The organism is Kitasatospora viridis (genome assembly GCF_007829815.1).
Taxonomy (GTDB): domain Bacteria; phylum Actinomycetota; class Actinomycetes; order Streptomycetales; family Streptomycetaceae; genus Kitasatospora; species Kitasatospora viridis.
The window spans coordinates 1,062,439-1,075,000 of record NZ_VIWT01000001.1 but is presented as its reverse complement, the minus strand read 5'-3'; the positions used below and the strand labels follow the sequence as shown (position 1 = coordinate 1,075,000).

General features: G+C 69.8%; 9 protein-coding genes, 2 rRNA genes and 1 pseudogene. 10 read left to right on the top strand and 2 right to left on the bottom strand.

From position 1 onward, the window contains the following. The first annotated feature begins 234 nt into the window (after positions 1-234). The 4 genes and pseudogenes from FHX73_RS04900 (at position 235) to FHX73_RS45510 (ending at position 6,007) form a co-directional block, all read left to right on the top strand. Positions 235-3,354: ribosomal RNA gene (locus FHX73_RS04900) — 23S ribosomal RNA — on the top strand. Between the two features lie 108 nt (positions 3,355-3,462). Further along, positions 3,463-3,579: ribosomal RNA gene (gene rrf / locus FHX73_RS04895) — 5S ribosomal RNA — on the top strand. Between the two features lie 691 nt (positions 3,580-4,270). Beyond that, a pseudogene (locus tag FHX73_RS47625) lies at positions 4,271-4,846 on the top strand (DEAD/DEAH box helicase); the annotation flags it as partial. A gap of 255 nt (positions 4,847-5,101) precedes the next feature. Further along, entirely contained in the window at positions 5,102-6,007 is a 906-nt protein-coding gene (locus FHX73_RS45510; RefSeq protein ID WP_246213771.1) for a tetratricopeptide repeat protein, read from the top strand. An 85-nt stretch (positions 6,008-6,092) separates the two neighbouring features. Here FHX73_RS45510 and FHX73_RS04885 read toward each other — a convergent pair whose 3' ends face one another. Then, positions 6,093-7,466 carry a DUF1015 family protein gene (locus tag FHX73_RS04885; protein ID WP_145903528.1) on the bottom strand — a complete coding sequence of 458 codons (1,374 nt, stop codon included), beginning with the start codon at positions 7,464-7,466 and terminating at the stop codon, positions 6,093-6,095. Between the two features lie 213 nt (positions 7,467-7,679). Here FHX73_RS04885 and FHX73_RS04880 point away from each other — a divergent pair, with 213 nt between their 5' ends. Together FHX73_RS04880 and FHX73_RS04875 are read left to right on the top strand one after the other, a co-directional pair. Further along, positions 7,680-8,222 carry a tetratricopeptide repeat protein gene (locus tag FHX73_RS04880; RefSeq protein WP_145903526.1) on the top strand — a complete coding sequence of 181 codons (543 nt, stop codon included), beginning with the start codon at positions 7,680-7,682 and terminating at the stop codon, positions 8,220-8,222. Continuing rightward, a complete protein-coding gene (locus tag FHX73_RS04875) occupies positions 8,219-9,244 on the top strand; it encodes an HAD-IIA family hydrolase (protein ID WP_145903524.1) in 1,026 nt (341 codons plus the stop codon). The genes FHX73_RS04880 and FHX73_RS04875 overlap by 4 nt, the downstream gene beginning before the upstream one ends. A gap of 25 nt (positions 9,245-9,269) precedes the next feature. Here FHX73_RS04875 and FHX73_RS04870 read toward each other — a convergent pair whose 3' ends face one another. Beyond that, on the bottom strand, positions 9,270-9,617 hold the full coding sequence (locus FHX73_RS04870) for an SCP2 sterol-binding domain-containing protein (RefSeq protein WP_145903522.1): 348 nt from the start codon (positions 9,615-9,617) through the stop codon (positions 9,270-9,272). A gap of 122 nt (positions 9,618-9,739) precedes the next feature. On the opposite strand from FHX73_RS04870, the gene FHX73_RS45505 reads away from it, so the two are divergent. The 4 genes from FHX73_RS45505 (at position 9,740) to FHX73_RS04850 (ending at position 12,524) form a co-directional block, all read left to right on the top strand. Further along, a complete protein-coding gene (locus FHX73_RS45505) occupies positions 9,740-10,486 on the top strand; it encodes a hypothetical protein (RefSeq protein ID WP_211786142.1) in 747 nt (248 codons plus the stop codon). Then, positions 10,479-10,712, top strand: coding sequence for a hypothetical protein (locus FHX73_RS04860; protein ID WP_246213354.1), 234 nt, complete (start codon positions 10,479-10,481; stop codon positions 10,710-10,712). Before FHX73_RS45505 ends, FHX73_RS04860 begins: the two co-directional genes overlap by 8 nt. 20 nt (positions 10,713-10,732) lie before the next feature. Then, positions 10,733-11,539 carry a TlyA family RNA methyltransferase gene (locus FHX73_RS04855; RefSeq protein WP_145908069.1) on the top strand — a complete coding sequence of 269 codons (807 nt, stop codon included), beginning with the start codon at positions 10,733-10,735 and terminating at the stop codon, positions 11,537-11,539. Between the two features lie 82 nt (positions 11,540-11,621). Further along, entirely contained in the window at positions 11,622-12,524 is a 903-nt protein-coding gene (locus tag FHX73_RS04850) for an NAD kinase (RefSeq protein WP_145903520.1), read from the top strand. Positions 12,525-12,562 lie beyond the last annotated feature (38 nt).

Here is a 12,562-nt window from a genome sequence, read left to right as displayed (position 1 = left end):
CACGGTTGCTCATGGGTGGAACGTTGACTATTCGGCACACTGGTTGATGGTTCGTCAGTACTGCTCTTCGGGGCGTGGAACGCGGATGTTGATGCTGGTGTGTCGGGCACGTTGTTGGGTCCTGAGGGAACGGAAACGTTGTCTCAGTGCCGGTCCCATGTGAGGTGCCTTCGGGTGTCGAGTGTGGGTGTCTGGTCGTTGTTTGAGAACTGCACAGTGGACGCGAGCATCTGTGGCCAAGTTTTTAAGGGCGCACGGTGGATGCCTTGGCACCAGGAACCGATGAAGGACGTGGGAGGCCGCGATAGGCCCCGGGGAGCTGTCAACCGAGCTTTGATCCGGGGGTGTCCGAATGGGGAAACCCGGCAGTCGTCATGGGCTGTCACCCATACCTGAACACATAGGGTATGTGGAGGGAACGCGGGGAAGTGAAACATCTCAGTACCCGCAGGAAGAGAAAACAACCGTGATTCCGGGAGTAGTGGCGAGCGAAACCGGATGAGGCTAAACCGTAGTGGTGTGAGACCCGGCAGGGGTTGCCACTTCGGGGTCGTGGGAAAGTTCTTCAGTCGTCTGCCGGCGGCTGGGTGAGTCAGAAACCGTATGGGTAGTCGAAGGACATGCGAAAGGTCCGGCGTAGAGGGTAAGACCCCCGTAGGCGAAATCTGTACGGCTCACTTGAGCTTCTCCCAAGTAGCACGGAGCCCGAGAAATTCCGTGTGAATCTGGCGGGACCACCCGCTAAGCCTAAATATTCCCTGGTGACCGATAGCGGATAGTACCGTGAGGGAATGGTGAAAAGTACCGCGGGAGCGGAGTGAAATAGTACCTGAAACCGTGTGCCTACAAGCCGTGGGAGCGTCGTTCGTCAGCTTGCTGGCGGGCCGTGACTGCGTGCCTTTTGAAGAATGAGCCTGCGAGTTTGCGGTGTGTAGCGAGGTTAACCCGTGTGGGGTAGCCGTAGCGAAAGCGAGTCCGAATAGGGCGGTTGAGTTGCATGCCCAAGACCCGAAGCGGAGTGATCTAGCCATGGGCAGGTTGAAGCGCGGGTAAGACCGTGTGGAGGACCGAACCCACCAGGGTTGAAAACCTGGGGGATGACCTGTGGTTAGGGGTGAAAGGCCAATCAAACTCCGTGATAGCTGGTTCTCCCCGAAATGCATTTAGGTGCAGCGTCGCGTGTTTCTTGCCGGAGGTAGAGCACTGGATAGGCGATGGGCCTCACCGGGTTACTGACCTTAGCCAAACTCCGAATGCCGGTAAGTGAGAGCGCGGCAGTGAGACTGTGGGGGATAAGCTCCATGGTCGAGAGGGAAACAGCCCAGAACACCGACTAAGGTCCCTAAGCGTGTGCTAAGTGGGAAAGGATGTGGAGTCGCAGAGACAACCAGGAGGTTGGCTTAGAAGCAGCCACCCTTGAAAGAGTGCGTAATAGCTCACTGGTCAAGTGATTCCGCGCCGACAATGTAGCGGGGCTCAAGTACACCACCGAAGTCGTGTCATTGCAGCATGAGGGCCAACGCCCGCTGTGATGGGTAGGGGAGCGTCGTGTGCCGGGTGAAGCGGCCGAGGAATCGAGTCGTGGACGGTATACGAGTGAGAATGCAGGCATGAGTAGCGATACAAGAGTGGGAAACTCTTGCGCCGATTGACCAAGGGTTCCTGGGTCAAGCTGATCTGCCCAGGGTAAGTCGGGACCTAAGGCGAGGCCGACAGGCGTAGTCGATGGACAACGGGTTGATATTCCCGTACCCGCTTTGAAGCGCCAACGCTGAACCTCTGAATGCTAAAGCCGTGAAGCCGGCCTGGAGTCTTCGGACGAAGGGACGTGGTGGAGCCGCTGATCCAACAGGGTAGTAGGTGAGCGATGGGGTGACGCAGGAAGGTAGTCCAGCCCGGGCGGTGGTTGTCCCGGGGTAAGGGTGTAGGACGTCGTGTAGGCAAATCCGCACGACATATAGTCTGAGACCTGATGCCGAGCCGATTGTGGTGAAGTGGATGATCCTATGCTGTCGAGAAAAGCCTCTAGCGAGTTTCATGGCGGCCCGTACCCCAAACCGACTCAGGTGGTCAGGTAGAGAATACCGAGGCGTTCGGGTGAACTATGGTTAAGGAACTCGGCAAAATGCCCCCGTAACTTCGGGAGAAGGGGGGCCGGAACTGGTGATGGCACTTGCTGCTTGAGCTGGGGCCGGCCGCAGAGACCAGCGAGAAGCGACTGTTTACTAAAAACACAGGTCCGTGCGAAGCCGTAAGGCGATGTATACGGACTGACGCCTGCCCGGTGCTGGAACGTTAAGGGGACCGGTTAGCTCTGTTTCGATGGGGCGAAGCTGAGAACTTAAGCGCCAGTAAACGGCGGTGGTAACTATAACCATCCTAAGGTAGCGAAATTCCTTGTCGGGTAAGTTCCGACCTGCACGAATGGCGTAACGACTTCTCGACTGTCTCAACCATAGGCCCGGTGAAATTGCATTACGAGTAAAGATGCTCGTTTCGCGCAGCAGGACGGAAAGACCCCGGGACCTTTACTATAGCTTGATATTGGTGTTCGGTTCGGCTTGTGTAGGATAGGTGGGAGACTTTGAAGCAGTGACGCCAGTCATTGTGGAGTCGCCGTTGAAATACCACTCTGGTCGTGCTGGATGTCTAACCTGGGTCCGTGATCCGGATCAGGGACAGTGTCTGGTGGGTAGTTTAACTGGGGCGGTTGCCTCCTAAAGAGTAACGGAGGCGCCCAAAGGTTCCCTCAGCCTGGTTGGCAATCAGGTGTTGAGTGTAAGTGCACAAGGGAGCTTGACTGTGAGACCGACGGGTCGAGCAGGTGCGAAAGCAGGGACTAGTGATCCGGCGGTGGCTTGTGGAAGCGCCGTCGCTCAACGGATAAAAGGTACCCCGGGGATAACAGGCTGATCTTCCCCAAGAGTCCATATCGACGGGATGGTTTGGCACCTCGATGTCGGCTCGTCGCATCCTGGGGCTGGAGTAGGTCCCAAGGGTTGGGCTGTTCGCCCATTAAAGCGGTACGCGAGCTGGGTTTAGAACGTCGTGAGACAGTTCGGTCCCTATCCGCTGTGCGCGTAGGAGTGTTGAGAAGGGCTGTCCCTAGTACGAGAGGACCGGGACGGACGAACCTCTGGTGTGCCAGTTGTCCTGCCAAGGGCATGGCTGGTTGGCTACGTTCGGGAGGGATAACCGCTGAAAGCATCTAAGCGGGAAGCCTGCTTCGAGATGAGCACTCCCACCTCCTTGAGAGGGTAAGGCTCCCAGTAGACGACTGGGTTGATAGGCCGGATGTGGAAGCCCTGTAAGGGGTGGAGCTGACCGGTACTAATAGGCCGAGGGCTTGTCCTCAGACGCTCGCGTTCACTGTGTGGTTCCCGGGTAGCGAACAGCTATCGCCGGCGAACTAGTAACACTACTTTCAACTGAAAAGTGTGTTCGCTGAATACCCGATAGGGTTTCGGTGGTCATAGCGTGAGGGAAACGCCCGGTTACATTCCGAACCCGGAAGCTAAGCCTCACAGCGCCGATGGTACTGCAGGGGGGACCCTGTGGGAGAGTAGGACACCGCCGAACAATTCTTCATAGGCCGTGGCCCCAGCGATGAGCTGGGGCCACGGCCTTTTTGTTTTCCGAACACCTGCTGAATCGGTCCGCCCGCCGCCGCTCCAGGCGCGGGGCCGGACCCGATGCTTGACAATGAAAGTGGTGCCTGGCACCGCCCCTGAGGCGGCCGGCACCCCGCCGCGAAGAACGCACCGCCTTCCAGGCCCGCGGCAACGTAGATGATGTAGAAGGAGTTACCGCGATGCCCAACCCGCCCCAGGACCGCCCCGAACGACGCTCCGGCGACGGCCGAGGCTACGAGCCGCGCTCCCGTGGCGGGTGGTCGAACGACCGCGGCCCGCGCCGGGACGACCGCGACGGCGGCCCCCGTCGTGACGACCGTCCGTCGTACGGCGACCGCGACCGTGGCCCGCGTCGCGATGACCGCCCTTCCTACGGCGACCGTCCGTCCTACGGTGACCGCGACCGTGCGCCGCGTCGTGACGACCGCCCCTCCTACGGCGACCGTCCGTCGTACGGCGACCGCGACCGTGGCCCGCGTCGGGATGACCGTCCGTCGTACGGTGACCGCGACCGTGCGCCGCGTCGTGACGACCGCCCCTCGGGTGACCGTGGTGGGTTCCGTCGTGACGACCGCCCGTCGTTCGGCGACCGCGACCGTGGCCCGCGTCGGGATGACCGTCCGTCGTACGGCGACCGCGACCGTGCGCCGCGCCGTGACGACCGCCCCTCGGGCGACCGTGGTGGGTTCCGTCGTGACGACCGCCCGTCGTTCGGCGACCGCGACCGTGGCCCGCGTCGTGACGACCGTCCCTCCTACGGCGACCGTGACCGTGCTCCGCGCCGTGACGACCGGCCGTCCGGTGACCGTGGTGACTTCCGTCGTGACGAGCGGCCCTCGGGCGACCGCGGTGGGTTCCGTCGCGACGACCGCCCGTCGTACGGCGACCGTGGCCCGCGTCGGGATGACCGCCCCTCGTACGGCGACCGCGACCGTGGCCCGCGTCGTGACGACCGTCCGTCGTACGGTGACCGTGACCGCGCGCCGCGTCGGGATGACCGGCCGTCCGGTGACCGTGGTGACTTCCGTCGTGACGAGCGGCCCTCGGGCGACCGCGGTGGGTTCCGTCGCGACGACCGCCCGTCGTACGGCGACCGTGGCCCGCGTCGGGATGACCGCCCCTCGTACGGCGACCGCGACCGTGCTCCGCGTCGTGACGACCGTCCCTCGTACGGCGACCGCGACCGTGGCCCGCGTCGTGACGACCGTCCGTCGTACGGTGACCGTGACCGCGCGCCGCGTCGGGATGACCGGCCGTCCGGTGACCGTGGTGGGTTCCGTCGGGACGACCGTCCGTCGTACGGCGACCGCGACCGGGGTCCCCGTCGTGAGGGTGGCCCGCGTGGTGAGCGTCGGCCCTATGGCGACCGGCCGTCGGGCGACCGTGGTGGGTTCCGTCGGGATGACCGTCCGTCGTACGGCGACCGCGACCGGGGTGGCTACGACGACCGTCGCGGCACCCAAGAGCCGGTGCACCGCCTTCCGATCCCGGAGGACGTCACCGGTGCGGAGATCGACGCGGACGTGCGCCAGGAGCTGATGAGCCTGCCGAAGACGCTGGCCGACGACGTCGCCCGCAACCTGGTCATGGTGGCCCGCCTGCTCGACACCGAGCCGGAGGAGGCCTACAAGTTCTCCCGGGTCGCGCTGCGGCTCGCCTCCCGCGTGCCGTCCGTCCGGGAGGCCGCCGGCTTCGCCTCCTACATGACCCAGCGTTACTCGGAGGCGCTGACCGAGTTCCGCGCCGCCCGCCGGATGACCGGCCGTGCCGACCTGTGGCCGGTCATGGCCGACTGCGAGCGCGGCCTGGGCCGCCCGGAGAAGGCGCTGGCGATGGCCGGCGAGCCCGAGGTCAAGCAGCTGGACAAGGCCGGCCAGGTCGAGATGCGCCTGGTCGCGGCCGGTGCCCGCGGCGACATGGGCCAGTTCGACGCCGCCGTGGTCACCCTGCAGAGCCCGGAGCTGGCCTCCAACGCGGTGCACCCGTGGACCGCCCGCCTGCGCTACGCCTACGCCGAGGCGCTGATCGCCGCCGGCCGCGCCGACGAGTCCCGCGACTGGTTCGCCAAGGCGGCCGAGGCCGACCCGGAGGGCAGCACCAACGCCGACGAGCGCCTGGCCGAGATCGACGGCCTGGAGTTCGTGGACGCGCTGGACCCCGAGGCCGAGGAGCTCGCCGAGGAGACTGCCGAGGAGCCGGTCCGCCGTCCCGCCCACGACCCCCGCGACGAGGGCACCGACAAGGTGATCTTCGAGGAGGACGAGGACGTCGAGGAGTTCTACGACGAGGACGACCTGGAGATCGAGGAGGCCTCGGCCCAGGAGGTCGACCAGATCGACCGGGACCGCGAGGCCCGTCGCTCCGAGCGCGACTGACGACCGGTCAGCTTGAAACGGGGTGGCCCCCGACCCGCCGCACGCGGGTCGGGGGCCACCCCGTTCTGCGTTCGCGCCCGGGCGCTCAGCCCAGGTCGAGACTGCGCAGCACCAGCCCGGTGGCCGGCTTCGGGCCGAACGAGGTGGACTTGCGCGGCATGGTCACGCCCTGCTCGGCCAGCCGGCGCACCACGCCCTCGTCCACCGGGTGCAGCAGCACCGCCGTGCCGCCGGCCCGCGCGGCCTCGCGCTCCGCGGCGGCGGCCGTGTGCAGGTAGCCGATCTCCTCGGCGCGGTCCGGCACCCGCCAGACGTGCTCCAGCAGCACCTCGTGCAGCACGGTCGCGTCCAGGTGGCGCCACTCCTCGGGCTTGTCCCGGGTGACCGTCGCGTCCAGCAGGGCCCGGTCGGGCCCGGTCAGCAGGAACCGGTCGCCGGTGCCGCCGGTCAGCACGAAGGCGTTGCCGCCCTGCCCCTTGGCCGCCGCCAGCTCGGCCAGCGCCTCGGACAGGTCGCCGGCCAGCCGGCGCAGCTGCCAGCCGTCCTGCTCCTGCTTGAGCGCCGCCACCGCCTGCTCCGGGGGCAGCCGGTAGAGCACCCGGTGGATGGCCCGCACCCGCAGCGGGTAGCGGGCGGTGTCCACCAGCAGCACCATGCCCCGGTCCCACGGGCTGAACGGCAGGTGGCGGTGCTCGCGCTGCAGCCGCAGGTACATCTCCCAGCGGTGGTGCCCGTCCGCGATCAGCGCCCGGCAGGTGGCCAGGTCGCGGCCGATCTCGGCCAGCTCGGCCGGCTCGGTGACCGCCCAGAGCCGGTGCCGGGTGCCGTCCGAGGTGGTGGTGGTGAACAGCGGCTCCCCGGTCACGGCGCGCTCGATCACCCCGGACGCACCGCCCTTGCCCCGGTAGGTGAGCAGCAGCGGCTCCAGGTTGGCCCGGGTGGTGCGCATCAGGCCGACCCGGTCGGCGACCGGCCGGGGCATCACGTCCTCGTGCGGCAGCACCACGCCGACCTCGCTGCCGCTGACCGCGAGCGCGCCGATCAGGCCGCGCTGCAGCAGCTCGCCGCTCGGGCTGTCGGCGGCGGTGAGCTGCTCGTACACGTAGATCGCCGGGCGCGGGTCCGGGGCCAGCACGCCCTCGCGCCGCCAGGCGGCCAGCAGCCGGGCGGCGTGCCGGTAGCGGGTGTCCCGGTCGGGGCGCTCGCCGGTGTCGTCCGGCTCGGGGCGCGGCAGGATGAGCCGGACCACGTTGTGCGGGTCGGACGTCTCCAGGCCGATCCGGCGGTGCGGGTCCACCACGTCGTACGGCGGCGAGGTGACGGCGGCCAGGCCGCCCACCCGCTCCGGCACGTACCGCAGGCCGCGGAACGGCGAGAGCGACAGCCCGGCGGTGGCGACGTGCCCGGGGTCGCCGGGGCCACCGGCGGCGGGCTCGGGTCCGCGGTTCGGTCCACTCATCAATCTCTCCCGAGGGTGTCCGGCCGGTCGGCCGGTGGAGACTCAGTCGGTCCGGTGCCGCGGTGGTGCCGTGGCGCCGGGGGTTCCAGGTGCACGAGGTGTCCACTCCGCTGCGCGGTGGAGCTGGTCAATCTGGGAAGGGTATCGGGGACAGAGGTTGTTCCCAGACCTTGACGAAGAATCCGTCGTCCACGGAACGGAACGAGGGCGGGCATGAGTGCTGGACAGGGGCAGGCCGGCGGCGGGGCGGGCGAAGGGCCGGTGACGGACGAGGGCCGACCCGCCGGCGACGTCTACGAGTGGTTCCGGCGCGGTGAGCAGCTGCTCGCCGAGGGGCATCCGGCGGCGGCCGAACAGCTGCTGGCCAGGGCGGCCGCGGCCGAGCCGGACTCCAAGCGGATCCGCGAGTCGCTGGCCCGGGCGCAGTTCGACGCGGGCGCCTACGCCTCGGCGCTGGAGAACTTCCGGGCCGTCGCCCAGGCGGATCCGGCGGACGACTACGCTCAGTTCGGCTGGGGCGTCACGGCCGCCCGGCTGGGCGACTTCGAGGCCTCGGTGGAGCACCTGGCACTGGCGGTGGCGATGCGGCCCAAGGACGACCGCTACCGCCGGGCGCTGCGGCAGTCCCGGGCCACCCTGGCGGCCCGGGCCGGCGCCTACGGCCCGCTGCTGCCCGGGGCACCGGGCTTCGTGCCCCAGCAGCCCGGGGACTCGACCGCCCCCGACGACCCGACCGACGAGGATGACCAGGCATGACGACCGCTCAGCTGCCCGCCGCCAGCGCCCAGCCGCTGGCCGCCGCCTACGACACCGCGCTGCTCGACCTGGACGGCGTGGTGTACGCGGGTCCGGCGGCGATCGACCACGCGGTCGAGGCGCTGGACCAGGCCCGGGCCGGCGGAATGCGGCTCGCCTACGTGACCAACAACGCCTCCCGGCCGCCCCGGGTGGTGGCCGAGCACCTGACCGAGCTGGGCGTGCCCGCGCAGCCGGGCGACGTGATCAACTCCGCGCAGGCCGCCGCCCGGCTGGTCGCCGAGAAGGTGCCGGCCGGCGCCAAGGTGCTGGTGATCGGCGGCGCGGGCCTGGTCGAGGCGCTGGCCGAGCGCGGCCTGGTGGCCGTCGAGCGGATGGCGGACGGCCCGGCGGCGGTGGTGCAGGGCTTCGACCCGTCGGTGGGCTGGGAGCGGCTCGCCGAGGCCGCGTACGCGGTGCAGGCCGGACTGCCCTGGGTGGCGTCCAACCTGGACCTGTCGATCCCGACCGCGCGCGGCGTGGCCCCGGGCAACGGCACCCTGGTGGCGGCAGTCAGCGCCGCCACCGGCGTCACCCCCGAGGTGGCGGGCAAGCCGCTGCCGCCGATGCACCGGGAGACCGTGCTGCGCACCGGCGCCGTGCGGCCGCTGGTGGTCGGCGACCGGCTGGACACCGACATCGAGGGCGCGTTCAACGGCGGGGTGGACAGCCTGCTGGTCTTCACCGGCGTGACCACCCCGGCCCAGCTGTTCGCCGCCCCGGCCGAGCACCGCCCGACCTACCTGGCCGCCGACCTGCGCGGCCTGCTCCAGGCGCACCCCGAGGTGGCCGCGCTGCCGGACGGCGGCTTCGAGTGCCGTGGCCGGCAGGCCCGGGTGGTCGACGGCGAGCTGCGGCTCGGCGGCACCGGCGACGACCGTTACGACGGGCTGCGGGCGCTCTGCGCGGCGGCCTGGGCGGCGCTGGACCGCGGCGGCGAGCCGGCCGACGGGCGCAAGGCGCTGGCCGAGCTGGGCTTCTAGCCGCCGGCGTCCCGGGCGGTCCGGGTCAGAGCAGGGCGCGCAGTCGCAGCAGGTCGCGGATCCCCGCCTCCAGCCTGACCCGCCCGGCGGCCCAGGCCTTGGCGAAGTTCAGGCCGCCGCCGACCAGCGCGACCAGGTCGTCGCTGGTCATGGTGAGCCGGATCGCCGCCTTGCCGTCCGGGGCGCCCGGGGACTGCACCACGTCGGTGATCCGGCCGTCCCGCAGGTTGCCGGTGAAGGTCAGGTCGAGATCGGTCAACCAGCAGCTCAGCGACCGGTCCAGGGCGGCGGCGCCGCGCACCTTGCCGTCGGCGCCGGCCAGGTTGCTGCTGAGCTTCTCCAGTGCGGCGCGGCACTGCTCGGGGTCGGCCATGGTCTCGCTCTCTCTGGTCCGGGCGGCCAGGTCACGCTAACCCACGGGATCGGTGCCGCGCGGCAACCGGGTCAGGGGGTAGCGTCATGACCGGGCAACGGTCCGTGGAGGAGGCAGCGGGAATGCGGCAGACGATTCGGCAGTGTGTGGACCTGGCCGCCGGCTTGGCGGAGGAGGCCGGCAAGCGGGTCGTGGTGACGGCCGCCGGGCTGCTCGACAAGGCCGGTGTGGACGTGGTGGCGGCGGAGCGCACGGTGAGCACGCTGGCCCAGGAGGTGGTGACCGTCTCCCGGGGCGGCATCGACCTCGCCGTCGGCCTGGCCAGGGCGGAGGCGGAGAAGGCGGTCGAGCGGGTCGGCAAGCTCGGCGACCAGGTGGTGAAGGTCGGCGTCGTCCTGGAGTACCTGGAGGGCAAGCTCCGTTCGCTGGAGGACCTGGGCGGCACGGCGGTCCCGCGGCAGGCGGAGCCGGAGCCGGAACCCGCGCCGGCGGCCCGGGCTGACGGGTTGTTCGGGGCGGACTGGGCGGCCGAGCCGGAGCCCGAGCCGGAGCCGGAGCCGGAGCCCGAGCCGGTGCGCGGGCGGGGTGCGGAGTCGGCCTTCGAGGTGCCGGTGGCGGTGGTGGAGCCGGCCCGGAAGACCGCGGCCAGGAAGGCCGCTGCCGAGAAGCCCGCCGCCAAGAAGAGCGCTGCGAAGAAGACGGCCGTGAAGAAGACGGCCGTGAAGAAGACCGCGGTCAAGAAGACGGCGGCCCCCGCGAAGAAGGCCACCGCCGCGAAGAAGACGACCGCGGGCGGCGCGGAGGGCGCCGTCCGCAAGGCCGCCCCGCGCAAGCGCACCCCGAAGCAGCCGGGGGAGCAGGATGTCTGAGCACCCCGGTACCGAGTCCGTCCCCGCCGCGACCCCGCTGCTCTGGGCCCCCGAGCCGGAGCCGCTGGGCGTGCCGTTCGAGCCCACCGGCCACCCCGAGGTGGACGCCGAGCTGGCCGGTCTGGAGCGGCTCGACGGGGTCCCGACCGTCGAACACCCGGCGGTGTACGAAAATGTGCAGCAGAGGTTGAACACGATCCTCACCTCGCTGGACGAGCACGCTTAGGAGCTGAACCACCCGTGGCAGTGGCACGACGCCGACTCGACGCCGAACTGGTCCGCCGCAACCTGGCCCGTTCGCGCGAGCACGCCAGCGAGCTGATCGCCGCCGGGCGGGTGAGCGTCGGCGGCACCGTGGCGACCAAGCCGGCCACCCAGGTGGAGACCTCGGCGGCCGTGGTGGTCGCCAAGGACGACAACGACCCGGACTACGTCTCCCGCGGCGGCCACAAGCTGGCCGGGGCGTTCCAGGCGTTCGTCCCGCAGGGCCTGGTGGTCGAGGGCCGCCGGGCGCTGGACGCGGGCGCCTCCACCGGCGGTTTCACCGACGTGCTGCTGCGGACCGGCGCGGCCCGGGTGCTGGCGGTGGACGTCGGCTACGGCCAGCTGGCCTGGTCGCTGCAGAGCGACGACCGGGTGGTGGTGATGGACCGCACCAACGTCCGCGAGCTCACCCCGGAGCTGATCGGCGGCGAGCCGGTGGACCTGGTGGTCGGCGACCTGTCGTTCATCTCGCTGGGCCTGGTGCTCCCGGCGCTGGCCTCCTGCGCGGCCCCGGACGCCGACCTGGTGCTGATGGTGAAGCCGCAGTTCGAGATCGGCAAGGAGCGCCTGGGCAGCGGCGGAGTGGTCCGCAGCCCCCAGCTGCGGGCCGAGATGGTCCGTCAGGTGGCGGGGCAGGCCTGGGAGTTGGGACTGGGCGTCCGGGCGGTCACGGCCAGCCCGCTGCCGGGTCCTTCGGGTAATGTCGAGTACTTCCTGTGGCTGCGGCGCGATGCCGGCCCGCTCGATCCGGCCGAGGCGGACCGGGCGGTGGCCGAGGGACCGAAGTAGCCGGACTGGCCCTGGATAAGCTGCCGTTCTGGTGCGGCAGGGGGCCGAGAGGGGGGACCCGGTGGACGTAGGGAGAGGGCAGTTGAGCGAAGCACGTACGGTCTTCCTGATCGCGCACACCGGCCGTGAGACCGCGCTGCGCAGCGTCGAGCAGCTGGTGCAGGGCCTGCTCAAGGCCGGGCTGAAGATCAGGCTGCTGGAGGCCGAGGCGGTCGACCTCGACCTCCCCGAGGGGGTCGAGACGGTGTCGGCCGGGCCGCACGCCGCGGAGGGCTGCGAGCTGATCCTGGTGGCCGGCGGCGACGGCACCCTGCTGCGCGGCGCCGAGCTGGCCCGGGACAGCGGGCTGCCGATGCTCGGCATCAACCTGGGCCGGGTCGGTTTCCTGGCCGAGGCGGAGCGGGACGACCTGGCCGTGGTGGTCGAGCGGGTGGTGGACCGCACCTACGAGGTCGAGGAGCGGCTCACCCTGGACGTGCTGGTGCGCACCAACGGCGACGTGGTGCACCAGGACTGGGCGCTGAACGAGGCCTCGGTGGAGAAGGCCTCCCGGGAGCGGATGCTCGAAGTGGTCACCGAGGTGGACGGCCGCCCGGTCTCCAACTTCGGCTGCGACGGCGTGGTGCTCTCCACCCCGACCGGTTCCACCGCCTACGCCTTCTCCGGCGGCGGCCCGGTGGTCTGGCCGGAGGTGGAGGCGCTGCTGATGGTGCCGATCAGCGCGCACGCGCTGTTCGCCCGTCCGCTGGTCACCTCGCCGGACTCGGTGCTGGCCGTGGAGGTCATGCCGAAGACCCCGCACGGGGTGCTCTGGTGCGACGGGCGGCGCTCCTTCGAGCTGCCGGCCGGGGCCCGGGTGGAGGTGCGGCGCGGGCAGGTGCCGGTGCGGCTGGCCCGCCTGCACCGGGCGCCGTTCACCGACCGGCTGGTGGCGAAGTTCGCGCTGCCGGTGACCGGCTGGCGCGGGCGCACCGGCAACTGCTGACGGGTCGTGGGGCTGACGGACCGTCGGCCCCACGAACG